The organism is Nonomuraea sp. CX421 (genome assembly GCF_059358955.1).
The window spans coordinates 12,360-35,613 of record NZ_JCADBK010000032.1 but is presented as its reverse complement, the minus strand read 5'-3'; the positions used below and the strand labels follow the sequence as shown (position 1 = coordinate 35,613).

At 71.2% G+C, this 23,254-nt stretch carries 23 protein-coding genes and 1 pseudogene; 14 read left to right on the top strand and 10 right to left on the bottom strand.

Annotated features, from left to right (window positions below):
* Positions 1-73 precede the first annotated feature (73 nt).
* From AC5L3X_RS35300 to AC5L3X_RS35250, 11 genes are read left to right on the top strand one after another with little or no spacing between them, the layout of a single operon-like run.
* A complete protein-coding gene (locus tag AC5L3X_RS35300) occupies positions 74-865 on the top strand; it encodes an MlaE family ABC transporter permease (protein ID WP_189128323.1) in 792 nt (263 codons plus the stop codon).
* Positions 865-1,719, top strand: coding sequence for an ABC transporter permease (locus AC5L3X_RS35295; protein WP_494862860.1), 855 nt, complete (start codon positions 865-867; stop codon positions 1,717-1,719). Before AC5L3X_RS35300 ends, AC5L3X_RS35295 begins: the two co-directional genes overlap by 1 nt.
* Before the next feature lie 3 nt (positions 1,720-1,722).
* Positions 1,723-2,742, top strand: coding sequence for an MlaD family protein (locus AC5L3X_RS35290; protein WP_494862859.1), 1,020 nt, complete (start codon positions 1,723-1,725; stop codon positions 2,740-2,742).
* A gap of 1 nt (position 2,743) precedes the next feature.
* Entirely contained in the window at positions 2,744-3,802 is a 1,059-nt protein-coding gene (locus AC5L3X_RS35285; RefSeq protein ID WP_494862858.1) for an MCE family protein, read from the top strand.
* Complete coding sequence (locus AC5L3X_RS35280; RefSeq protein WP_494862857.1) at positions 3,799-4,827, top strand: MlaD family protein; 1,029 nt, start codon at positions 3,799-3,801, stop codon at positions 4,825-4,827. The genes AC5L3X_RS35285 and AC5L3X_RS35280 overlap by 4 nt, the downstream gene beginning before the upstream one ends.
* Complete coding sequence (locus tag AC5L3X_RS35275; protein ID WP_494862856.1) at positions 4,824-5,852, top strand: MCE family protein; 1,029 nt, start codon at positions 4,824-4,826, stop codon at positions 5,850-5,852. The genes AC5L3X_RS35280 and AC5L3X_RS35275 overlap by 4 nt, the downstream gene beginning before the upstream one ends.
* Complete coding sequence (locus tag AC5L3X_RS35270) at positions 5,849-6,880, top strand: MCE family protein (RefSeq protein WP_494862854.1); 1,032 nt, start codon at positions 5,849-5,851, stop codon at positions 6,878-6,880. The genes AC5L3X_RS35275 and AC5L3X_RS35270 overlap by 4 nt, the downstream gene beginning before the upstream one ends.
* Entirely contained in the window at positions 6,877-8,211 is a 1,335-nt protein-coding gene (locus AC5L3X_RS35265; protein ID WP_494862853.1) for an MlaD family protein, read from the top strand. The genes AC5L3X_RS35270 and AC5L3X_RS35265 overlap by 4 nt, the downstream gene beginning before the upstream one ends.
* A complete protein-coding gene (locus AC5L3X_RS35260) occupies positions 8,208-9,077 on the top strand; it encodes a hypothetical protein (protein WP_494862851.1) in 870 nt (289 codons plus the stop codon). Before AC5L3X_RS35265 ends, AC5L3X_RS35260 begins: the two co-directional genes overlap by 4 nt.
* Before the next feature lie 21 nt (positions 9,078-9,098).
* Positions 9,099-9,686 carry a 4'-phosphopantetheinyl transferase family protein gene (locus AC5L3X_RS35255; RefSeq protein ID WP_494862849.1) on the top strand — a complete coding sequence of 196 codons (588 nt, stop codon included), beginning with the start codon at positions 9,099-9,101 and terminating at the stop codon, positions 9,684-9,686.
* Between the two features lie 9 nt (positions 9,687-9,695).
* Positions 9,696-9,872 (top strand): hypothetical protein, encoded by a 177-nt coding sequence (locus AC5L3X_RS35250; protein WP_189128314.1) that lies wholly within the window; start codon positions 9,696-9,698, stop codon positions 9,870-9,872.
* A 263-nt stretch (positions 9,873-10,135) separates the two neighbouring features.
* Here the strand turns inward: AC5L3X_RS35250 and AC5L3X_RS35245 are convergent, their stop codons facing one another.
* Complete coding sequence (locus AC5L3X_RS35245; RefSeq protein ID WP_494862847.1) at positions 10,136-10,273, bottom strand: hypothetical protein; 138 nt, start codon at positions 10,271-10,273, stop codon at positions 10,136-10,138.
* A gap of 74 nt (positions 10,274-10,347) precedes the next feature.
* Between AC5L3X_RS35245 and AC5L3X_RS35240 the strand changes: the two genes are divergently transcribed.
* From AC5L3X_RS35240 to AC5L3X_RS35230, 3 genes are read left to right on the top strand one after another with little or no spacing between them, the layout of a single operon-like run.
* Positions 10,348-10,806, top strand: coding sequence for a MarR family winged helix-turn-helix transcriptional regulator (locus tag AC5L3X_RS35240; protein ID WP_189128313.1), 459 nt, complete (start codon positions 10,348-10,350; stop codon positions 10,804-10,806).
* Positions 10,807-10,866: 60 nt separating this feature from the next.
* Positions 10,867-11,517 carry an LppX_LprAFG lipoprotein gene (locus tag AC5L3X_RS35235; RefSeq protein WP_494862845.1) on the top strand — a complete coding sequence of 217 codons (651 nt, stop codon included), beginning with the start codon at positions 10,867-10,869 and terminating at the stop codon, positions 11,515-11,517.
* Positions 11,514-13,091: an MFS transporter gene (locus tag AC5L3X_RS35230; protein ID WP_494862843.1), complete on the top strand. Its 1,578-nt coding sequence runs from the start codon at positions 11,514-11,516 to the stop codon at positions 13,089-13,091. The genes AC5L3X_RS35235 and AC5L3X_RS35230 overlap by 4 nt, the downstream gene beginning before the upstream one ends.
* A 108-nt stretch (positions 13,092-13,199) precedes the next feature.
* On the opposite strand, the pseudogene aspS reads toward AC5L3X_RS35230, so the two are convergent.
* From aspS to AC5L3X_RS35185, 9 genes and pseudogenes are all read right to left on the bottom strand, one after another.
* Positions 13,200-14,263 (bottom strand): annotated as a pseudogene (gene aspS / locus AC5L3X_RS35225) (aspartate--tRNA(Asn) ligase).
* Positions 14,264-14,590: 327 nt separating this feature from the next.
* Positions 14,591-15,991 (bottom strand): ribosome biogenesis GTPase Der, encoded by a 1,401-nt coding sequence (der, locus tag AC5L3X_RS35220; RefSeq protein WP_189128309.1) that lies wholly within the window; start codon positions 15,989-15,991, stop codon positions 14,591-14,593.
* A 29-nt stretch (positions 15,992-16,020) separates the two neighbouring features.
* Positions 16,021-16,737: a (d)CMP kinase gene (cmk, locus tag AC5L3X_RS35215; protein WP_494862841.1), complete on the bottom strand. Its 717-nt coding sequence runs from the start codon at positions 16,735-16,737 to the stop codon at positions 16,021-16,023.
* Between the two features lie 136 nt (positions 16,738-16,873).
* Positions 16,874-17,962, bottom strand: a complete 1,089-nt coding sequence (locus AC5L3X_RS35210) for a prephenate dehydrogenase (protein WP_494862839.1) — start codon at positions 17,960-17,962, stop codon at positions 16,874-16,876.
* 82 nt (positions 17,963-18,044) lie between these two features.
* Complete coding sequence (gene aroH / locus AC5L3X_RS35205; RefSeq protein ID WP_189128307.1) at positions 18,045-18,404, bottom strand: chorismate mutase; 360 nt, start codon at positions 18,402-18,404, stop codon at positions 18,045-18,047.
* A 67-nt stretch (positions 18,405-18,471) separates the two neighbouring features.
* A complete protein-coding gene (locus AC5L3X_RS35200; protein ID WP_494862837.1) occupies positions 18,472-20,529 on the bottom strand; it encodes a pseudouridine synthase in 2,058 nt (685 codons plus the stop codon).
* A complete protein-coding gene (gene scpB, locus AC5L3X_RS35195) occupies positions 20,526-21,233 on the bottom strand; it encodes an SMC-Scp complex subunit ScpB (protein ID WP_494862835.1) in 708 nt (235 codons plus the stop codon). The genes AC5L3X_RS35200 and scpB overlap by 4 nt, the downstream gene beginning before the upstream one ends.
* Positions 21,234-21,492: 259 nt before the next feature.
* On the bottom strand, positions 21,493-22,305 hold the full coding sequence (locus AC5L3X_RS35190) for a segregation and condensation protein A (RefSeq protein ID WP_494862833.1): 813 nt from the start codon (positions 22,303-22,305) through the stop codon (positions 21,493-21,495).
* Entirely contained in the window at positions 22,302-23,243 is a 942-nt protein-coding gene (locus tag AC5L3X_RS35185) for a ParA family protein (protein ID WP_189128304.1), read from the bottom strand. Before AC5L3X_RS35185 ends, AC5L3X_RS35190 begins: the two co-directional genes overlap by 4 nt.
* Positions 23,244-23,254: the final 11 nt, after the last annotated feature.

The window sequence follows — 23,254 nt, the reverse complement described above, 5'->3', positions numbered from 1 at the left end:
TAGGGTGACTGATCCGTAGTCAGCGGGTGACGAGGGTGGTCATGACGGCAACACGCGCGCGGGCGGGATGCTGATGGCCCTGTCGGGATACCTCGGCCGCCGCGCCGGGTCCGCGCTGGGCCAGGTGGGTGAGCTGTTCGTCATCGTCCTGGAGGGATTACGCCGCAGCTGGGACGTCAGGCACTGGTGGTGGGAGTTCGTCGACCAGTGCTGGTTCCTGGCCCGTGTCACCAGTGTGCCCGTCCTGCTCGTCTCGCTCCCGCTGGGCGCGACCGTGGCGCTCCAGGTCGGCGAGCTGGCCTGGCAACTCGGCGCCGCCTCGGCCACCGGGAGCGCCGTCTTCGTGGGCCTCATCCGTGAGGTCGCGCCGCTGGCCAGCGCCCTGCTGATCGCCGGAGCCGGCGGCAGCGCGATGACCTCCGACATCGGCGCCCGGCACATCCGCGACGAGCTGAGCGCGATGGAGGTCATGTCGGTCAACCCCATCCACCGCCTCGTCACGCCCCGCATGTGGGCGGCCAGCACGGTCGCGGTCTGCCTGTGCCCGCTGGTCATCCTGGCCGGGGCGAGCGGCGGCTACTTCTTCAACGTGGTCGTGCAGGGCGTCACGCCCGGCGCCTACTTCGACGGCGCCCTCTCCCTCGTCGTCGGCTCCGACCTGTACGTCACCCTGTTCAAGGCGTGGATCTTCGGCTTCATCGCCGCGGCCGTCGCCTGCTACAAGGGCATGACCTGCGCCACCAGCCCGGTCGGCGTGGGCCGCGCGGTCAACCAGGCCACCGTGGTCACGTTCATGCTGGTGTTCGCGTTCAACTACGTCATCTCCGCGGTCTACTTCCTCGCCTACCCGCCCAAGGCGCTGTGATGGTCACCCGTACGGCCGGCCTCCGGTTCGCCAACCGCGGCCGCGACTGGGCCGAGCGGTTCGCCACGCTGGCCGACTGGCCGCTGTTCGTGTGGAGGGTGCTGTTCTACTCGGTCCGCGACGTGATCCTGCGGCTGAAGTACTTCAAGGTCGTCATCCGGCAGGTCAGCGACGTGGTGGTGGGCGTCGGCGCGACCGTCATCGGCGGCGGCATGATCTTCGTGGTGTTCACCATGGCGTTCGTGGTGGGCGCGACCGTGGGGCTGCAGGGCTACCAGGGGTTGCAGGCGATCGGCGCCGAGTCGTTCATGGGACTGGTCGGCAGCTTCGCCAACGTCCGCGAGATCACCCCGATCATCGCGGCGACGGCGCTGGCGGCCCAGGTGGGCTCGTCGTTCACCGCCGAGCTGGGCGCGATGCGGATCTCTGAGGAGATCGACGCGCTGGAGGTGATGGGCATCAACGCCTTCACCTACCTGATCTGCACCCGCGTGGTCGCCGCGCTGATGGCGCTGGTGCCGATCTACCTGATCGCGTTGTTCGCCAGTTTCTTCGCCACCCGGCTGATGTGCACGGCCCTGTTCGGGCTGGCGCCCGGTGTCTACGACTACTACTTCTACCTGTACCTGCCGGTCAGCGACATCGTGTTCAGCGTCGCCAAGGTGGCGGTCTTCGCGTTCACCGTCATCGTCATCCACTGCTACCACGGCTTCCACGCCACCGGCGGCCCCGTGGGCGTCGGGGTGGCGGCGGGCCGCGCGATCCGGCAGTCGATCGTGACCATCGTCCTGCTCAACCTGCTCCTGTCGTACCTGTTCTGGGGTGGCGGCGGCAGCGTGAAACTGACGGGGTGAGCGATGGGAAGTGACGGGTTCTCGCTGCCGCTGCGGATGGGCATCGCGCTCGCGGTGGTCGTGCTGTTCGCCGCGGCGACGCTGTTCGTGGTGCGCACGGCCACGGAGGTGCGCGGCATCCGGGTGGACGCGGTGTTCGGCCGGGCGGGGCAGGGCCTCGACACCAACTCCTCGGTCAAGATCCGCGGCGTCACCGTGGGCGACGTGACCGGGGTGTCGCTCGACCGGACGGGCAGGGCCGTGGTGACCATGCACGTCGAGCCGGGCGTACGGCTGCCGCGGACGACGGTCGCGGCGGTGGAGCCCGCGTCGGTCTTCGGCCCCAAGTACGTCGACCTCAAGCCGGGCCCCGGCGAGGCCACCGGCCCCTACCTGAGCGCCGGGGCGGTCATCACCGACACGCGCGACCCACTCGACCTGTCCGACACCCTCGGCGACGCCTACCAGGGCCTCGACGCGGTGGACCCGCGCGAGGTCACGGTCATCGTGCACACGCTGGCCAGGGGGCTCGACGGCGAGGGCACGCGGCTGCGCGAGCTGATCGACGACGCGGGCACCGTGGTCGGCGTCGCCCACCGGCAGCGCGCCCGCGCCCGGCAGTTCCTGCGCGACAGCGCCGGGCTGTCCACCGCCCTGTCGGACAAGGGCGACGAGCTGGTGTCGATCTCCTCAGACGTCAACGTGATCACTCCCGACCTGCTGGAGCGGGCCGACAAGGTACGGGTCCTGCTGAAGGAGATCACCTCCGTCTCCGACCTGACCGCGCACGGGCTGCGCAAGCACCGGCCGAACCTGCGGGCCGGCGTCCACTCCGGTGAGCGCGTGGCCGCGCTCATCTATGCCCAGCTCGGCCTGGCCGGAGACGGCGTACGAGGCCTGAACAAACTGATCAACCTGCTCAACGAGCTGATCGAGGCGCCGGGCCCGAACGGCACCCGCCAACTGCAGGCGGAGGCGTTCGTCGCGACCGACGTCTGCGAGCTCATCGTCGGCGCCTGCGGACCGAGCGACGGGAGGCGCTGAGATGGCGGTCTCCAAGGAGCGCGCGGCCCGCCGGTGGACACTGGTCCGCGTCCTGCTGTTCGCCGGCGTGACCTTCTCCCTGATCGCGCTCATCACCGCGCAGATCGTCCGGGTCAACACCGCGGACGTCTACCGGCTGATCGCCACCTTCGACGACGTGTCAGGACTGACCGAGGGCGACCAGGTGAAGATCGCCGGAGCCCCGGTCGGCCAGGTCGACACGATCAGCGTGGTCAACGGCAGAGCGGAGGTGACCCTGCAGGTCCAGCGGGCGGTCAGGGTGCCCACCGACACCGAGGCGGCCGTCCGGTGGCGCAACGCGGTCGGCCAGCGGGTCGTCTACCTGCTGCCCGGCACCGCCCCCGGCATGCTGGCGCCCGGCTCGCGCATCTCCCGCACCTCGTCGGTGGTCGACATCGGCGAGCTGGTGAGCGACCTCGGGCCGCTGACCCGCACCCTCGACCCCGAGCAGATCAACCAGCTGCTGACCGCCGCCGCCACGTCACTGAAGGGCAACGACGAGAACATCCCCCGGCTGCTCGACAACGTCAACGACATCACCGGCACCGTCACCCAGCGCAAGGAGACGATCGAGCGGCTGCTGAAGGACTACGCCACCGTCTCGGGCGTGGTGGCCAGGCGCGACAAGCAGATCGAGCGGCTGGTCGACAACCTGGTCACGCTCTCGGAGGCGTTCGCCGACAACCGCAAGCTGATCGACGACTCGCTGGTGGAGCTCTCGGCCACCTTCCACACCTCCAACGAGGTGATCGGCAAGAACGCCGACGAGCTGGGCGCCGTCGTCGACCGCCTCACCGGGTTGACCGGCGGCGTCAGGCGGAACGTGAAGGACCTCGACCGGACGGTCAACACCATGCAGCCGTTGTTCGCGCGCGCCTACAGCAGCGTCGGCCGCGGCCACTACTTCGTCACCGCGGTCCCCTGCCTGGCGCTGGGCCCCTCGCCCTGTCCGTACCCCATGCGGACGCCACCTCCGCTGCGCGGCGCCACCAAGATCCAGAGCACCAAGGAGCTGCGCAGACTGATGGTGGGTGAATGATGGCGATCAAGTCCTTCCGGGACCGCAACAGGGTCGCCGTCGGCCTGGTGTCGCTGGCGGTGCTCGGCACGATCCTGGTGGCCACCTTCCTCGTGGGCAGCCTCGGCCTGTTCGAGGGCGGCTACACGATGTCCGGCACGTTCGTCGACTCGGGCGGCCTGCGCACCGGCAACGACGTCCGGGTGGCCGGCGTGCGCGTCGGCGAGGTGACCGAGGTGCGGGCCGACTACGGCCAGGGCAATGTGGTCGTCACCTGGCGGGTCGACGACGACGTGCGGCTGGGCCGCGGCACCCGCGCCGACATCACGCTGTCCAACCTGCTCGGCGGCCGCTACGTCAAGCTGACCGGCCCCGTGTCGGCTCCCTACGTCGACCAGTTGCCGGAGAGCGCGCGGCGCGTCCCGGTGGAGCGCACCGGCGTGCCGACACTGGTCAACGACGCGATCAAGGACGCCACCCGGCTGGTGGACAAGCTCGACACCGACGCCGTCGACGACCTGGTGACCGAGCTCGGCAAGATCGACACCAGCGACCGCGGCCGGATCACCCGGCTGCTGAAGAACATCGGCGACCTGTCCGACACGATCAGCAGGAGCGAACCCGACCTGCAGCGGCTGCTCGACAACGGCACCCGGGTGACGAAGGTGCTGGAACGCAAGGACAAGCAGCTCGGCCGGCTCATCGACGCCATCGACGTCATGCTGAAGGAGCTGCGCAGCCGCCGCGACGAGCTGCGCACGCTGCTGGGCGACGGCAGCGACCTGGTGCGGAGCACCACCCGGCTGATCAACCGGCACGAGAGGTCGCTGGTCCGGGCGCTCGACGACACCGGCGCGATCACCACCAGGCTGAGCGGCGGCAACGAACGGTTCAACGAGCTGCTGGCCTGGGCGGGCCCCACCTTCTCCGGCCTGTCCACGATGGGCGGGCAGGGACCGTGGCTGGAGGCCATCGCCTCCGGCCTCGGCCCGATCAACCCCGAGGTGCTCGCCGCCATCGCCAAGGACAGGAAGAACGACCGATGAGAGCGCTCGTGATCCTGCTGGCCGGGGCCCTGCTGATCGCCACCGGCGGCTGCGTGCCGCTGGGGGCGCGGCCGTACCGGCTGACGGCGATCTTCAGCAAGGCGCCCGCCCTGTACGAGCAGGCGCGGGTCAAGGTGATGGGGCTGGACGCCGGCTACGTGGAGCGGATCCGGATCGAGGGCGACCGGGTCCGGGTCGAGCTGTCGGTCGACCGGGAAGTTCCGCTGCCGGCGAACGTGCAGGCGGTGGTCGCGTCGCAGAACACGCTGGGCGAGCGCAACGTGGTCCTCTATCCCCCGTGGAAGCCCGGCGACCAGCGGATCGCGGCGGGCGCGACCATCCCCCTGGAACGCACCGACCTGCCGGTGGAGATCGACGACGCGCTCGACGCGTTCACCAAGCTGACCGACGCGCTCGACGCGGACAAGGTGGGAGACGTCGCGGGCGACCTGGCCGACGGGGTCAGGGGCCGGGGCAAAACGATCAACAACGCGCTGGCCGACACCGCGAAGCTCACCAACACGCTGGCCCGGCAGGACCAGCAGCTGATCGATCTGGCCAAGAACCTGAACAGACTGGCCACGAGCCTCAACCGGCGCCAGGGCCAGGTGACGGACGCGATCGACTCCTTCGCCGAGGCCAGTGCCATCCTGGCCGAGGAGCGCGGGCGGCTGCGCGGGTTCGTCTCCGGCATGGCCGGTTTCGTCCGGCGCGGCGACGTGATCATCGAGGCGTACTCGGCCCGGCTGCCGCAGGCGACCAGCACCCTGGCCGAGCTCGTGCTGACCGTACGGGCCAACAGCGCGTCGATGGCCCAGGCGGTCAAGGGTGCCGCCGACTTCGCCGACATCCTGATCGACTCCTGGGACCGCGAGCACCACGTGCTGAAGATCCGAGTCGTGCTCAACGCGATGACCAGGGCCTGGCTCAGTCCGCTGTTCGACGCGCTCGGCCTCGGCAAGGTGCCGTGCCTGCCGTCCGGGCTGAGCAACTGCCCCTTCCAACAACGGAAGGGGCGGCGATGAAGGCCCGCCTGTGCGGCGCGATCCTGGCCCTGACCCTCACCACGTCGTGCTCGATCCAGACGCTCGGCGCCACGTCGGGCGAGCTGACGCTCAACGCCACCTTCGACGACGTGCAGAGCCTGGTGGCCGGGCACAGCGTGCAGATCGCCGACGTGCGGGTGGGCACGGTCACCGGCATCCGGCTGGAGGGCTACCGGGCCAGGGTGACGATGTCGGTCCAGGAGCGCCACCGGCTGCCCGTCGGCAGCACGGCCACGGTCGCCAAGACGTCGGTCCTGGGCGAGAACTACATCTCGCTCACCCCGCCGCCCGGCAAGGACCTGACCCGGGGCCCGTACCTGGGCGACGGGGCGACGATCACCGAGACGTCGGTCGAGCCGGACATCGAGCAGGTCACCGCGAAGGCCGGGCCGCTGATCGAGGCACTCGGGGCGCAGGACGTCAACGCCATCCTCGACGCCGCCTCGACCGCGTTCGCCGGCAAGGGCGACGCCGTGAACAAGCTGATCAAGCAGACCGCCGAGGTCACCGACGCCTACGCGGCCGCCCGCCGCGACCTGGGCACGACCATCGACGCGCTGGCCGAGCTGGGCGACGACCTGGCCAACGGCAGTGACGAGCTCGACCGGCTGCCCGGCACGCTGGCGGCGGCCACGGCCCGCGTCGCGCACGGGCGCAAGCACATCAAGAAGACCGTCGTGGCGCTGACCAGGCTCGCCAAGGAGGCCAACCTGACGGTCTACCCCCGCCACGCCGCCCGGCTTCGCACGCTGCTGCGCCGGCTCGACGCCGTCAACTCCTCGATGCTGCGCGGCAAGGAGGACCTCAAGGCGCTCGTGGCCGAGGTCCAGAAGTTCATCGACGCGCCTCCGATCACGGTCAACGGGCAGGTGATGACGTACGTGTGGCTGAAGGGCCTGCTCCCGCCGAAGAGCGGGAGCGCCACCCGGAACGAACCCCGTGCCGCCGCCACCTCCGCCACCACCCCCCAGGAGGACTTCCGCCTGCTCTGGGAGCCGCCGCGATGAAGAACCGCATCTACCTCAACCTCGGCTTCTTCGTGCTGCTCGGCGTCGTGATGACGGTCTGGGCGTTCAGCACCATCATCAAGGTCGACGCGATCACCCGGCCCTACCGGGTGTCGGCCGAGTTCGGCTCCTCCCCCGGCCTGATGCGCGGGTTCGACGTGGCCTACCTCGGGGTCCGGGTGGGCAAGATCGGCGAGGTGCGGCTGGCCACCGGCAAGATCGTCGTGGGGCTGGACATCGACCGGGAGATCCGGCTGCCGAAGGGCAGCACGGCCGAGGTGCGGCGCAAGTCCGCCATCGGCGAGCCGTACGTGGAGCTGTCGCCGCCCGCCACCGGCGTGACGGGGGCGTCGCTCGCGGCCGGCGACGTGATCCCGCTGTCCAGCACCAGCGTGCCGCTGGACTACCGCAAGCTGTTCGAGGGCGTCGGCAGGCTGCTGAACGCGGTGCCACCCCGCGACGCCAAGACGATCACGCACGAGCTGGCGGTGGCTCTCGACGGCCGGTCGGGGTCCATCCGGAGCGTCATCGACGACGCTCACGACCTGACCGGCACGCTGGCGGACAACGCCGAGACGCTCGACGAGCTGTCGGTGCAGCTCACCCAGCTCACCCACACCCTGGCGGGCCGCAAGGACAAGCTCGCCTCGGGCATCACCGACCTCTCCACGGTGACCGGCTCGCTGCGCGCCTCGCGCGCCGACCTCAACGCCTTCCTCGATCAGGGGCCCGGCGTGTTCGGGCGGCTCGACCAGGCCCTGAAGCGGGCCCGGCCGGGCCTGTCCTGCCTGCTGACCGCCGCCGGGTTGCCCCACAAACCGGCCTTCTCCGCACAGACCGAACGCAACACGCACCGCATGCTGAGCGTCGTGCCGACCGCGCTCACCCTGGCCGACGACATCAGCGACAAGCGCGGGGACACGGTTTACGGCAAGGTGGCGTTCGTCTTCAGCGTCCCGGGCGGGCCGCAGCCGGCCGAGGAGTACGAATACACCGCCGGGCCGCCCACCGTGCCACGCCTGCGCGCCTGCCCGGACCGCGCGCCCGTCGCGGACGACCCCGTCGAGGACGTACGGCTCGACAAGCGGACCGGGCAGCCCGAGACCACGACGCCGCCCGACACCGACGAGCCCGCGCCGACCCCGGAGGCCGAGGCCGAAGAGTCGAACTCGCCGTCCGGCGTGGCCGCCACCACCGGCGCCACGTCCCGTACCCCGCTGAACACCACGCCGCTGATCGTCGCGATATTTCTCGCCGTAGTGGTCGCCGGTGGCATCGTGGGCTGGATCGCGGCGGGCCGGGCCGCCCGCCGCCGTAAGGAGAGCACGTGACCACCCAGCAGGACCTCACCGAGGGCCGGCAGCCGTCCGAGACCGAGCCCGCTCCCGCCGCCGAGCCCACGACGGACTCCACCGGGACCGGCCGGCCAGCCGAACCGGCCGAGGCCGGACGGCCCGCAGAACCGGCCAAGGGCGAACGATCCGCAGAACCGGCCGAGGGCGAACGGTCCGCGGCGACGGACTCCGCCGAGGACGAGGCCACGGCGGCGGAAGACGGCGAGCCGCGCGGCGACGGCAAGGCGAGCGGCAATGGCGAGCCGAGCGGCGGCGGCGAGGCGACGAGGCGGGGCCGGGTGACGCGGGCGCGCGTCATGGGGGCGCTGGCGGCCATGCTGGCCGCCGCGCTGGCCGCCACGGCCGTGCTGCAGTGGGTCTCGGCCGACCAGGCGCACGACGCGCTGGCCAGGCTCGAGTCCGAGCGCGCGCTGCGCCTGGAGGTGTCGGGCGCGGCCTCCTCGTTCGGCCAGTCCCTGCTCAGCTACGACTACCAGGACCTGCAGACCACCCGTTCCACCCTGATGGCCCAGGCCACGGGCGACTTCCTGACCACCTACGACGAGGCGTTCGGCGGCGCGATGGCCCAGGTCATCGTCAAGCTCAAGGCCGTGTCCCGGGCCACGGTCCGCGAGGTCTACCTGTCGGACGTGGACGAGGCCACGGCCCACGCCATCGTCGTGGTGGACCAACAGGTCAACACCGCCGAGGCGATCCGCTCGGTCACCGGGTCGCACCTGAAGGTCACCCTGGTCAAGGAGAAGGGCGTCTGGAAGGTGCAGGAGGTGACCGTGCTGGGCGCGGCCAAGGAAGACCAGTACAACCTCGACGGCACGCGGACCGACGCGAAGAAGAAGGACTGACCGGTCATCGTCACCGTGGCCATGGGCGGCCGCCCGGACGAGGTACGCGCCCCCGAACAGTGGCTGACCCCGGCCGAGCTGGAGCGCGCCGCCCGGTTCGTCTTCGACGCCGACCGCCGCGCCTTCGTCGCCGCGCACCTGCTCGTACGCCTGTGCGCCGCCGACGTGCTGGGCATCGAGCCCGGTGGGCTCACGTTGCTGCAGCACTGCGCGGTGCACGGCCCGGGCCACGGCCGCCCGTACATCCGGCAGGCTCCGTCGCTGGGCGTCAGCCTCAGCCACACGCGCGGCTACGTGTGCGCGGCGGCCGGTCGGGGGCGGGTGGGCGTGGACGCGGAGCGGGTGCCGGCCGGGCCGCTGAACGAGGCGCTGGCCGCCACGGCGCTGACCCCCCGCGAGCGCGCGCTGGTGAGCGGCAACGACGAGCTGATCAGGCACTGGACCCGCAAGGAGGCGCTGATCAAACGCGGCGAGCTGTCGCTGGACCTGCTGGGGTCGGTGGAGATCGACTGGGCCGGGCGGCACCTGCTGGAGTGGACCGCCGAGACGGACGTCAGGGTGGCCATCGTTACCGACACCCCAGCGGAAAGGCGCCCGATTCCCGGTTAAGCTGGAGGTATGTTCCACCGCAAACCCCTCGAAGAGCGGATCGCCGACCGTATGGCCCAGCGCAAGCCGCTCGAGGAGGGCAAGACCTTCGAGCACGGGCCCGCCAAGTTCGTGTTCATCTCGCTGCTCGTCGCCGTCGTGCTCATGCACGTGGTGGGCGTGGCAATCGTGATGGCCTTCAGCTAGTGGCGGCTCGGGGCGGCATCGAGGAGAGCCCGCCCGCTGCCCCGGAGACGGACGAGCTCAGCGGTGCCGGCGTGCGCAGGCTCTCAGTCGGCCACTTCGCCACCAGATCACGCTACGTGTGCGTTAGATTGGGGATCTTGACCTTCTCCCCTCGTGATCGAGGGGATTCTCACTCTCACGGGCGAGATTTCCTGCTTCACCGCCGGCCGCCTGCCAGGAAGGAGGACTTCCCTTTGAGGTCTTACGTCGGCTCCACAGGCGTTTCAGCTCTCCACCAGCCCGGCGGCGAGGATGTTTCCGGCCGCCTTCACGTTCCGCCGCGCCTCGGCCCGGTCGGCCGATCCCTTCTCCTCACGGGCCAGTGCCCGCAGAGCACGAGATCCGCGAACTATCGTACACATGTTCGTTTTTGCGGTATTGTTCCGGCTTTCCTCCCCGCTCCCAAGGACGGGGTCTCCAGCCTCAGGGGAGTTCGATGAGCGCGCCTCGCTGGCTTTCCCCCACTGAACAACGTGCCTGGCGCACCCACCTGGCCCTGCACAAACTCCTCATGCATCGGCTCGACCGCGATCTGCAGGAGCACTCACTCTCCGTGAACGACTACGAGATCCTGGTCAACCTCTCGGAGAGTCCCGACCGGCGGATGCGGATGAGCGACCTGGCCGACGCGACGATCCAGTCGCGCAGCCGCCTGTCCCACCAGATCTCCCGCATGGAGGCCAAGGGCCTGGTCTCCCGCGAAGACTGCCGTGACGACCGGCGCGGCACGTTCGCGGTGCTCACCGAGGAGGGCTGGGACACCATCCAGCGGGTGGCGCCCGACCACGTGGCCAGCGTGCGTGAGCACTTCGTCGACCGGCTCACCGACGAGCAGCTCGACGCGCTCGAGGCCGCGTACCGGCCGATCGTCGAGCACCTGAAGAAGTTGCGCTGACACCCAACCGATATCGGTGACGGCTCACGATCGCTCCCGGCCGATCGCTACGATCCGCTCATGCTCAAAAAGCTGCTGCTCGTCGTCGTTCTCGCGCTTCTACCGGCCTGCTCGTCGGGCGGCGGCGCCGAGTTGCCCGCCGGTCCCGACCTGACGAAGAAGGCCTCGGAGGCGATGAAGACGGTCAAGTCGGCCGCCTTCTCGATCTCCACCGAGGGCAAGCCCAAGGTGCCGGTGAAGAAGGCCGACGGCCGGCTCACCGCGGCGGGCGACGCTGACGGCACGATCACGCTCGAGGTGCTCGGCAACCTCCAGGAGATCACCTTCGCGTTGGTCGGCGAGACCGTCCACTTCAAGGGCCCGACCGGCGGCTTCCAGAAGCTCACCCGCGCCGACCTGGCACAGCTCTACGACCCGTCGCTGATCCTCGACCCGGCCAAGGGCGTCTCGCAGTTGCTCGGCACGGCCACCGACCCGCGCGTCGAGGCCGAGGAGGGCGGCGCCTACCGGGTCGCGACCACGTTCTCCGGCCAGGTCCTCGGCGCGCTGGTGCCCGGTGTCACCCAAGGCGTCAACGGCAAGGTCTGGATCGACAAGACCACCGGCCGGCTCACCAAGATCGAGCTGCCGTTGCAGGACGGCACGGTGACGGTGTCGTTCAGCGACTACGACGCGCCGGTCACGATCACCCCGCCCCCGACGAGCGGATGAGAGCCGCCCGCCGGGTCGCGCTCGGCGTCGGCGGGGCGGTCGTGTTACTCGCCGCCCTCGACGCCTACGTGGTCGTCACCGTTCTCATCGACATCGCCGAGGACGTCGGCATCCCGCTCAACCGGCTGGAGCGGGCCACGCCCGTGGTGACCGGGTTCCTGCTGGGTTACGTGGCCGCGATGCCGCTGCTGGGGCAGCTGTCCGACCGCTACGGCCGGCGCCCGCTGATCCACATCTGCCTGGCGGCGTTCGCCGTGGGCTCGGTGCTGACGGCCCTGGCGAGCGGCGAGGTCATGGTCGTGACGGGGCGCACTGTGCAGGGGGTGGCCGGCGGCGCCCTGCTGCCGATCACGATGGCGCTCATCGGCGACCTGTGGGACGAGCGGGAGCGGCCGGTGGCGCTCGGCGCGGTCGGGGCGGCCCAGGAGCTGGGCAGCGCGCTCGGCCCGCTCTACGGCGGCGTGCTGGCGCTGGCCCCGGCCCTCACCCTGGCGGGCGTGCGGCTGGACGGCGCTCAGGGGCCCCTCACCGGCGGCCTGATGGGCGTGATCCCCGGCACCATGCTGCTGCGCGGCGTGGAGCTGGGCGGCTGGCACGCCATCTTCTGGATCAACGTCCCGCTGGCCGCGCTCGCCGCCGTCGCCGTGCACCTCACCGTCCCCCCGCCCGATCGCGAGCGCCGCTCTACGGGCGGCCGGGTGGACGGCGTGGGCGGCGCGCTGCTGGCCCTCTCGCTGGCGCTGCTCGTGGCCGGCCTCTACAACCCCGATCCGGCCCATGCCGTCCTGCCGCCCTGGGGGCCGCCGTTGATCGCCGCCGGCGTCGTGACCGGGGCCGCCTTCGTCTGGTGGGAGATCCGCTCCCCCGTCCGCCTGCTCGACCTGTCCACCACCCGCAAGGGTCCCCTGCTGGCCACGCTGGGAGTGAGCTTCCTGACCGGGGCCGCGCTGCTGGTCACCATGGTGTTCGTCCAGTTCACCGCGCAGACGCTGCTGGACCTGGAGGCTCTCGAAGCCTCGCTGGTCCTCGGCCGATTCCTGATCGCGCTGCCCGTCGGCGCGGTCGCGGGCGGCCTGCTGGCCCGCCGGCTCGGCGACCGGATCGTCTGCGTGGCGGGCCTGCTGATCGCCATGGTGGGCTACACGCTGATGGGCCGCTGGCCGCTCGACCTGGCCGGCGCCCGGCTCATGGTCGACCTCGACCTGCTCGTGGCCGGACTCGGCATCGGGCTGGTCATCGCCCCGGTCTCGGCCGCGGTGCTCCGGGTGACGCCGGCCGCGCAGCACGGCGTGGCCTCCGCCGCGGTGGTCGTGGCCCGGATGATGGGCATGCTGATCGGCATCGCGGGCGTGTCGGCCTGGGGGTTCTACCGCTTCCAGTCGCTGACCGCCCATCTCGACACCCCGCTGCCGTTCGGCCTCGACCCCGACGTCTACACCAGGCAGATGAACGAGTACCTCTCCAGGGTCGACGCCGCGCTGCATGTCGAGTACACCGAGATGTTCCTGGTGACGGCGGTGCTGTGCGCGATCGGCGCGATCGTCGCGGGCTTCCTGCCCAGGCGCTCGCTCTAGCCCGGCCGCAGGCGTGCCCGTCCCGCGGGTAACCGCTCCGCTTCGCCGGACGCCCGGCGCGGGCACGGCAGGGCGCGCACGGCTCGTGCCCTGCCGTGCCGGATGGTGTTACGGCGTCAGCCGGTGCAGGTCGCGCGGGAAGAGCGTCACCTGGCGGACATTGGCGGCGCCGGTGAGGCGGGCGGTCCAGCGTTCGAGGCCGATGGCGAAGCCACCGTGCGGCGGCATCCCGTACGCGAACGTCCGCAGATAGCCCTCGTAGGGCTCGCGGACTCCCCTCGGGCGGCCAGCGCGTCCAGGTAGTCCTGGTGGCGGTGCAGCCGCTGACCGCCCGTCACCAGCTCCAGCCCCCGGAACAGCAGGTCGAACCCGTTGGAGCAACCGGGTCGGTCCGGGTCGGGATGGGTGTAGAAAGGCCGCTTGGCCATCGGGTACCCCGTCACGAACAGGAACTCCGGCCCGTGCTCCCGCAGCGCCCAGTCCGAGAGCCACCGCTCCTGGGCCGGCGACAGGTCGGGCTCGTCCTGGCCGGTCAGCCGCTGCGCCTCGGTGAAGTGCACGGCGGGGATCTCGGCGGGCACGCCGGGCAGGTCGAGGCCCAAGGCGGCCACGGCTCCGGAGGCGCGGCGCCGTACGGAGTCGAGCATGCCCGCCAAGACCTCCCGCAGCACGGCCATCACGTCGCGGTGGTCGCGGACGAACCCGAGCTCGGCGTCGAGACTGGTGTACTGGGCGAGGTGCCGGGCGGTGTCGTGCGGCTCCGCCCGGAACACCGGCCCCACCTCGTAGACCCGCTCGAACACGCCGACCATCGCCTGCTTGTAGAACTGCGGCGACTGGGCGAGGTAGGCCGGGCGGCCGAAGTAGTCGATGCCGAAGACGTTCGCGCCGGACTCGGTGGCCGAGGCGACGATCTTCGGGGTGTGGATCTCGGTGAAGCCGAGCCCGTCGAGCGTGGACCGGAACCCTGCGACACTGGCCGCCGAGATCTCCGGCGCCGCCCTGAGCAGCGGGTGGCGCAGCGCGACCGGCGCGTGGTCGAGGATCGTCGGCAGCGCGGCGGGCACGACCGGCCGGTAGAGGTCGAACGGCGGCGCCTTGACCGGCTCGGCCAGCACCTCGATCTCCGGCTCGACGAGCTCGGCGCCGCCAGGCGCGCGCGGACTGGCCATCACGGTGCCGGTGACCCGCACGGCGCTCTCCTCGGCGGGCAGGGCCGCGGACGTCACCACCCTGGGCGACCCCCGAGCGGTCCCTGACCACGAGGAAGGACACGGATTTCAGTTGCCGGCGGCGATGGACCCAGCCGGCGATCGTCACTCGTTCTCCGGCGTGCTCCGCGAGCTCCGCCGACAGGACACGAGAGATCATCACAGCTCCTCATGAGGAAGTGCATGACCCCTTGGGAGTGCGGGGGAGAAGGGAACTCCCGGTGCCACCGCGTGTTGCGAGGGATGCTAGCCGCCGGGCAGGACCGGCGGCAACGCCATTACCGACGGCTACTTCCTGGCCTGGCCACCCTTGCGCTTCTCGCGGATCTTCATGGTCACCTCGATCGGCGACCCGGCGAAGCCGAACTCCTCGCGGATGCGGCGCTCGACGAACCGGCGGTAGGTGTCCTCCAGCCAGCCCGAGGTGAACAGCACGAACTTGGGCGGCTCGACCGACGCCTGGGTGGCGAACAGGATCTTGGGCTGCTTGCCGCCCCGGACCGGCGGCGGCGTCTGCTGCACCAGCTCGGTGAGGAACGCGTTGAGCCTGGCCGTCGGCACCCGCGTCGACCACGACTCCAGGGCCCTTTCCAGGGCCGGGACCAACCGGTCCATGTGGCGGCCGGTCTTGGCGGAGATGTTGACCCGCAGCGCCCACGGGGTGCGGACGAGCTGCCTGTCGATCTCCTTCTCCAGGTAGTGGCGGCGGTCCTCGTCGACCAGGTCCCACTTGTTGAACGCGACCACCATGGCCCGGCCCGACTCGATCACCAGGCTGATGATGCGGAGGTCCTGCTCGGTGAGCGGCTCGCTGGCGTCGATCAGCACGATCGCCACCTCCGAGCGCTCCAGCGCGGCCCTGGTGCGCATGGCCGCGTAGTAGTCGGCGCCCTGCAGCTCGCGGTCGCGCCGCCGGATGCCGGCCGTGTCGACGAACCGCCACGTCCGGCCACCGAGCTCGATCAGCTCGTCGACCGGGTCACGGGTGGTGCCCGCCATCGGGTCGACCAGCACCCGCTCCTCGCCGGCGAGCTTGTTGAGCAACGAGGACTTGCCGACGTTGGGCTTGCCGAGCAGCGCCACCCGGTAGGGGCCGCGCTCGGCCCCGAAGGTCACCTGCGGCGTCTCGGGCAGCGCGTCGAGCACCACGTCGAGCAGGTCGCCGCTGGAGCGGCCGTGCAGGGCGGAGACCGGCTGGGGCTCGCCGAGGCCGAGCCCCCACAGGGAGGACGCCTCCAGCTCCAGCTGCTGATTGTCGACCTTGTTGGCGGCCAGGATGACCGGCTTGCCGGACTGGCGCAGCACGGAGCCCACGATCTCGTCGGCGTCGGTCGCGCCCACGGTGGCGTCGACCACGAACACGATCACGTCGGCCAGCTCGACGGCGACCTGGGCCTGCTCCGCGATGCGGAGGTTCATGCCGGTGGCGTCAGGATCCCAGCCGCCCGTGTCGACGACGGTGAAGCGCCGACCGCGCCAGTTGGCGTCGTAGGTGACCCGGTCGCGGGTCACGCCCGGCACGTCCTCGACGACCGCCTCGCGGCGGCCGATGATGCGGTTGACCAGCGTGGACTTGCCGACGTTAGGCCGCCCGACGATGGCCACGACCGGAACCGGGCCGGTGTCGGCCGGCTCTCCGGAAATCTCGAGATCGTCGAGCTCAGCCTCGACCCAATCCCCCGTTGACACGTTGTCTCATCCTTAGGAGTCCCGCACCCTCAGGTGCGCTCGTATGTATGGCCGGTGTCACTCCGGGATCCGTCGCCCTTGGCGCCGGAGTCTCGTCGTGCCTCGGCCAGCCTCAGCACCTCCGCGATGACCTCTTCGAGGTTGAGCGCGGTGGTGTCGAGCTCGACGGCGCCAGCCGCCATCGAGAGTGGGTCTGCCCGGCGCGTGGAGTCGATTGTGTCGCGCCTGGCCATCGCGGCCTGCTGGGCCTCCACCGTGGTGCCGGCCAGCTCCGCGTGCCGGCGCCGGGCGCGGGCCTCGGCGCTGGCCGTCAGGTAGATCTTGAGCGTCGCGTCGGGGGCGACCACCGTGCCGATGTCGCGGCCTTCGACCACGATGTCACCGTCGCCGATGATCTCCCGCTGGAGCGCCACGAGACGCGAACGCACCTCGGGCACCGCCGCGACGACCGAGACCGCGGCGGTGACCTCGGTCTCCCTGATCGGGCCCGCCACGTCGATGCCGTCGACGTGGATGGTGGGCCCGCCGGGGTCGGTGCCGGAGACGATCTCGGGCTCGGCCGCCCTGGCCACGATCGCGTCGGAGTCGGCCAGATCGACGCCCTGCCGCAGCATCCACCAGGTCATCGCGCGGTACATCGCCCCGGTGTCCAGGTAGCGCAGGCCGAGCGCCCTGGCGACCCCGCGCGACGCGCTCGACTTGCCGGACCCCGAGGGGCCGTCCATGGCGATGACCAGACCGGCCATGGGCTCTCCTTCTCCACGTTCTTTACCCAACCTCAAGAGGCTACCGCCTCCCGGCACTCCGCCTGGCCGGGCTCGCGCATTCCGATCTTCGGCGCCGCCGCTCACGGCGTACATGTCGGGAGGCGACGTCCGGCGGTCAGGGGACCTGCCAGCCGCGCTCCCGCAGGGCCTGGGAGAGCGCGGCCGCCGCGCCGGGCTGCACGGACAGCTCGGCGATGCCCAGGGGCAGGCCGGGAGCGTGCTCCAGCCGGACGTCCTCGACGTTGACGCCGACCTCGTCGCAGACCTGGAACAGGCGGGCCAGCTGGCCGGGGCGGTCGCCGATGACGACCTGGACCACCACGTAGGCGGGAGCCGGGCCGCCGTGCTTGCCGGGAATGCGGTCATGGCCCGCGACGCCGCGCTTGAGCAGGTGGGTGATGTCGTCGGTGGCCGTGCCGTCGCCGCCTGCCAGGGAGCGCAGCGCGGTCGCGGCCTCGGCGAGGTCGCGGGAGACCGCCTCCAGCACCTCGGCGACCGGGGCCGCGTTGCCGGACAGGATGCCGAGCCACAGGCCGGGGTCGCTGCCCGCGATCCTGGTGACGTCTCTGACGCCCTGCCCGGCCAGGCCGAGCGCGACCTCGGGCGCGTCGGCCAGGCGGGCCGCCACGGCCGAGGCGGCCACGTGAGGGGCGTGGGAGACGACGGCCACGGCCCGGTCGTGTTCGGCGGCGTCCACCACGACCGGGTTGCCGCCGCAGAGCTCGACCAGGCGCAGCACGGCGGCTCTGGCCTCGGGCGCGGCCTCCGGCGTGGGGCACAGAGCCCATGGGCGGCCGAGGAAGAGGTCGGCCCTGGCCGCGCCAGGACCTGACCTCTCCCGTCCGGCCAGCGGGTGCGAGGCGACGTAGGTGCGCAGGTCGCAGTCGAGCTGGGCGGCCCGGTGGATGGGCTCGGCCTTCACACTGGCCACGTCGGTGTAGTAGGAGGCGGCGTCGCGCTGCTGGAGGTCGAGCAGCTCGGTGGCCACGTGGGCGGGCGGCACCGAGATCACCGCGAGGTCGGCCCTCGGGCCGCTCTCCGGCTGCCAGTCCTCGCCCGCGCCCAGCTCCCGCGCCAGCCGCACCGCCGCCTGGTCCCGGTCGGCGAGCAGCACGCGGACGTCGTGCTGGCGCAGGGCCAGGGCGACGGAGGTGCCGATGAGACCGGTGCCGACTACCAGCACGGTACGGAGTGCGGAGGCCATGTCGATGTCCTGATTTTTCGGTCTTGTTTGGGTGGTGCAGCTCATGCTGCCTGACGTGGGTCGACGACTGAAGCCGTCGTCCCTACTGGGCGATGTCCTGGCGCAGGGCGACGGCGCCTCGCAGATAGACGTGCTGGATCTCGGCCCGCGGCCGGTCGGTCTCCACGTGGGCCATCAGCCGGACCACCCGGGGCAGCGCCCCCGGCACGTCGATCTCGGTGCAGCAGATCAACGGCACATCGTGGAAGCCGAGCTTGCGGGCCGCCAGCGCCGGGAACTCGGCCGTCAGATCGGGCGTCGCGGTGAACAGCACGCTGATCACGTCGTCGGTGGTCAGCTGGTTGCGCTCCATCAGCTCGGAGACCAGCACGGTGGTCCCCTCGATGATCGAGTCACGGTCGTCGGCGGCCACCTGGATCGCCCCGCGGATCGCCCGAACCATCTGAACCGTCCCTCCATAAGCGGTGGAGCCCGTGCGGCCTCCGCACGGGCTCCTGCGTCCTGCCAGGTTACAACTTCACCGCGGCGTAAAGCTCGCCGACCTCCGTCAAGCTCAGCGCCCTGACGGTGCCGGGCTTGGTACGGCCCAGCTTCACCGGCCCGAACTCGATCCGCGCCAGGTCGATCACCCGGTGGCCCGCCTCTTCGAGCATGCGCCGGACCACGTGCTTGCGGCCCTCGTGCAGCACCACCTCGACCAGCGCCTGCTGGCCGTGCTCCTGCACGATCGCGAAGCTGTCGGCCTTGGCCAGGCCGTCTTCCAGCTCGATGCCCTGCTTGAGCCGGCGGCCCAGGTCACGCGGGATCGGGCCGGGCACCTTGGCCCAGTATTTCTTCTGCACCCCGTAACTGGGGTGGGTGAGCCGGTTGGCCAGCTCGCCGTCGTTGGTGAGCAGCAGCAAACCCTCGGTCTCGGTGTCGAGCCGGCCCACGTGGAACAGCCTCGGAGCCAGCTCCTCCACATAGTCGGCCAGACACGGCCGGCCCTGCGGGTCGTCCATGGTGGAGACGACGCCGATCGGCTTGTTCAGGGCGTAGTAGACCAGGTCGGGCGCGGTCGGGATGCGCTTGCCGTCGACGTGGATGACCTGCGTGGCAGGGTCGACCTTGGCGCCGAACCTCCGCACCACCTGGCCGTTGACGGTCACGCGGCCGTCGCCGATCATCTCCTCGCAGGCGCGGCGGCTGGCCACGCCCGCCTGGGCGAGCACCTTCTGCAGCCGCACGCCGTCGGGCACCTCGGTGGTGTCGCGCTCGTCGGTGTAGCCCTCGGGGTAGAAGTCGCGGTCGCGCATCGGCTGGCGCGCGGTCTTGAACCGGTCACGGCCTGCCCCGGCGGGCGAGCCACCGCTCCTGGATCCGCCGATCGTCCGCACGCCGTCACGCCCGGCCGACCGGCCGGCGTCACGTCGCCCGCCCGTGTCACGGCCGCCCTCGGACCTGCCGAAGCGTGCGCGGCCCGGCTGGCCGCCGTCGTCCCGCCGCCCGCTCCGGTCGGCCCGGAAGCCGCCCTCACGGGCCTGGTCGCGGCCGCCGTAGCCGCCGCGCTCGGACCGGAACCCGCTCCTGTCCGTACGGCCGCCGTCGCGATCGTCACGCCGCTCGGAACGGTAGCCGTCGCGGCCCTGACCGCCACGGTCGTCACGCCGGTCAGAGCGGAAACCACCACGGTCCGACCGAGAATCCGAGGAGCCGTACCGGGCCCGGGAACCACCACGGTCGGCCCGGAACGAGTCACGGCCCGAACCGTACTCACCCCTGGAACCCCGGTCGCCACCGTCACGCCGCTCCGGACGAGACCCGCCGCGATCGTCACGCCGCTCCGGCCGGTAGCCCTCACCGCTCGGAGAACGGAACCCCGCGCGGTCGTCGCGCCGCTCGGGCCGGTAACCCGCACGGTCGTCGTCACGCCCCTGGGCGCCGTCGCGCCGCTCGGAACGGTAACCTTCACGGCCCTGACCGCCGCGGTCGTCACGCCGGTCAGAACGGAAACCACCACGGTCCGACCGAGAATCCGAGGAGCCGTAGCGCGCCCGGGAACCACCACGGTCGGCACGGAACGAGTCACGGCCCGAACCGTACTCACCCCTGGAACCGCGGTCGCCACCATCACGCCGCTCCGGACGAGACCCGCCGCGATCGTCACGCCGGTCGGTGCGGTGGCCGTCACGCCCCTGGGCGCCGTCGCGCCGCTCGGAACGGTAACCTTCACGGCCCTGGCCGCCACGGTCGTCACGCCGGTCAGAGCGGAAGCCGCCACGGTCGGAGCCACCACCGGAATCGGAGGCGCCGTACCGGGCGCGCGAACCGCCCCGGTCGGCACGGAGCGAGTCACGGCCCGAGCCGTACTCGCCCCTGGAGTCGCGGCCCGAGCCGCGGTCGTTGTCGTCGCGGCGCGGTCCGCCGCGGGTGTCGTCTCGGTGGGAACCGCCACGGAAGCCCTCGCGGCGGGAGCCGCCACGGGTGTCGTCCGAGCGGAAGGCGGGACGCCCGCCACGGCTGCTGGAGCCGCCGGTGCGTCCACGACCGCGTCCATCACCGGACGGGGTGCTGCGCCTGTTGTTCACTTTGTCGTCTCCTCGAGGTTTTCCACGTCGTCGGGGAGGAAGGGCGCGAGCTCGGGGAGCTCGCTCAGGTCCCTCAGTCCCAGACGTTCAAGGAAGTATGAGCTTGTCCGGTAGAGCACTGCCTGGCTCTCCGGGTCGGAGCCGGCCTCTTCGACCAGGCCCCTGGCGACGAGTGTCCGCATGACACCGTCGCTGTTGACGCCGCGTACCGCGGCGACACGGGCGCGGCTCACCGGTTGCCGGTAGGCCACGACCGCGAGTGTTTCGAGCGCGGCCTGTGTCAGCCGCGTCTGCTGGCCGTCGCGGACGAACCGCTCGACCAGCGGCGCGCATGCCGGACGCGTGTAGTAGCGCCAGCCACCCGCCACTTCTCTCAGATCGAAACCCCGTCCGGCTTCGGTGTATTCCGCCGCCAGCGCTCGCAATGCGGCGACCACCTCGTGGGTGGGCCGTTCGAGCACCTGCGCCAGGGTGATCTCGGGGACGGGTTCGTCCACGACCATGAGGATGGCTTCGAGCGCGGCGCTCAACCCAGGACCCTCGTCGCCGTCGGACGTCGAGGACGGCGCGGCCGAGCCCCACGCGCCGTCGGCCGCCGCACCGGCCGTGGTCAGGTCGGGAGTCGAATCTCGGGGCCCTCTCTCCCCCGCCTCCACGCCGCCGCTGCCCGACTCGGGACGGTCCAGCTCGGAAACATCCGGCATGGGAAGGGCAGGCTCAGAATCGCCCAAAGCAGGAACGTCCGGCACGGAATCATCCGGCACGGAATCGTCCGGCACGGAATCATCCGGCACGGAATCATCCGGCACGGGAACGGTCGGCACAGGATCCGCCGGCATGGGCGGGTCCGGCTCCGATGCCAGGGGCTCCTGTGTGGTGGCGAGGGACCCTGGGAGGGACATCCAGGCGGGCAGCCCCGCTTCGGGCGACTTGCGCGGCGGGGGCGGAACGTCGTCCGGGCGATCAGTCATCAGCAGCCTTCTCCGCGCTCTCCTCGTAGTCGTCGCCCACCGCGACGTCCCCGTCGTCGCTGCCCGTCCAGGTGACGTGCAGATCACCCAGCGGCTCGACCTGCTCGAAGGTGACGGCTGACTCCCGGAACAGCTCGAGCACGGCCAGGAAGCGGGCGATGACCTCGAAGGTGCCGTCGCAGTCGGCCACCAGGGCCCGGAAGGTGGCCCTGCGCATGCGCCGCAAGTGCTGGACAAGGATAGCGGCTTGCTCCCGCACGCTGGCCAACGGTTGGTAGATGTGGCCGATGCTGACCGTGGGCGCCGGCTTGGGGGTGAAGGCCCGCGCGGCGATGCGGGCGAGCTGGTCGGGACCGATGCCGAGGATCAGCTCGGGGAGCAGGTCGGCGAACTGCGGCTCCAGCGGCACGGTGCGCGGGAAGCGGAGCGCCTCCTCGGCCATCCGGCCGGAGAAGAGCTTGGCCACCTCCTTGTACGCGCGGTACTGGAGCAGCCGGGCGAACAGCAGGTCGCGGGCTTCCAGGAGGGCGAGGTCCTCCTCGTCCTCGACCTCGCCTGAGGGGAGCAGCCGGGCTGCCTTGAGGTCGAGCAGCGTGGCGGCGACCAGCAGGAAGTGGCTGGTCTGGTCGAGGTCCCACTCGGGGCCGCGGGAGCGGATGTAGGCGATGAACTCGTCGGTGACCTTGGAAAGCGAGACCTCGGTGATGTCGAGCTTGTGCTTGGCGATGAGCCCCAGCAACAGGTCGAACGGCCCTTCGAAGACGTCAAGGTGAACGTGGAACCCCGCCGCCTCCTGTTGCGTCACCTGGCCATTGTGGCAGGCGCCGGCCAGCGCGACAGCACCTCACGGGCCAGCTCACGATAGGCGTTGGCGCCCAGTGACGACGGGTCGAAGGTGGTGATCGGCTCGCCGGCGACCGTGGCGTCGGGGAAGCGCACGGTGCGGTTGATCACGGTGTGGAACACCTTCTCGTCGAACGCCTCCACGACGCGGGCGAGCACCTCGCGGCCGTGCAGGGTGCGCGCGTCGTACATGGTGGCCAGCAGGCCCTCGATCTCGAGGTCCTCGTTGAGCCGCTCCTGCACCTTGGAGATGGTGTCCATGAGCAGCGCGACGCCACGCAGCGCGAAGAACTCGCACTCCAGCGGCACCATGACGCCGTGGGCGCAGGTGAGCGCGTTGATCGTGAGCAGGCCCAGGGACGGCTGGCAGTCGATGAGGCAGACGTCGTAGTGCGGCAGCAGCGGCTTGAGCACCCGGCCGAGCACCTGCTCGCGGGCCACCTCGGTGACGAGCTGGACCTCGGCGGCCGACAGGTCGATGTTGCTGGGCAGCAGGTCGAGGCCCTCGACGCCGGTCTCCAGCAGGACGTCCTCGGCGGTGACGTTGCGCTCCATGAGCAGGTTGTAGACCGTGAGGTCGAGCTGCAACGGGTTGATGCCGAGGCCGACGGAGAGCGCGCCCTGCGGGTCGAAGTCGACCAGCAGCACCTTGAGGCCGCATTCGACGAGCGCGGCGCCCAGGTTGATGGTGGTGGTCGTCTTGCCGACCCCGCCCTTCTGGTTGACCATCGCGACCACGCGGGCCGGCCCGTGCGTCTCCGGCGGCACGGGCTCGGGGAACACGGGCCGGGGGCGCCGGGTGGGCCCCAGATTGACGCCGGTGGAGGGCGCGTTGGTCTTCGTGTCACCCCAGGGGTTGTCGGGGGTCCCCGGGGTCGAACCGTTGGTCTTCACAGTCACCAGCTCGAACC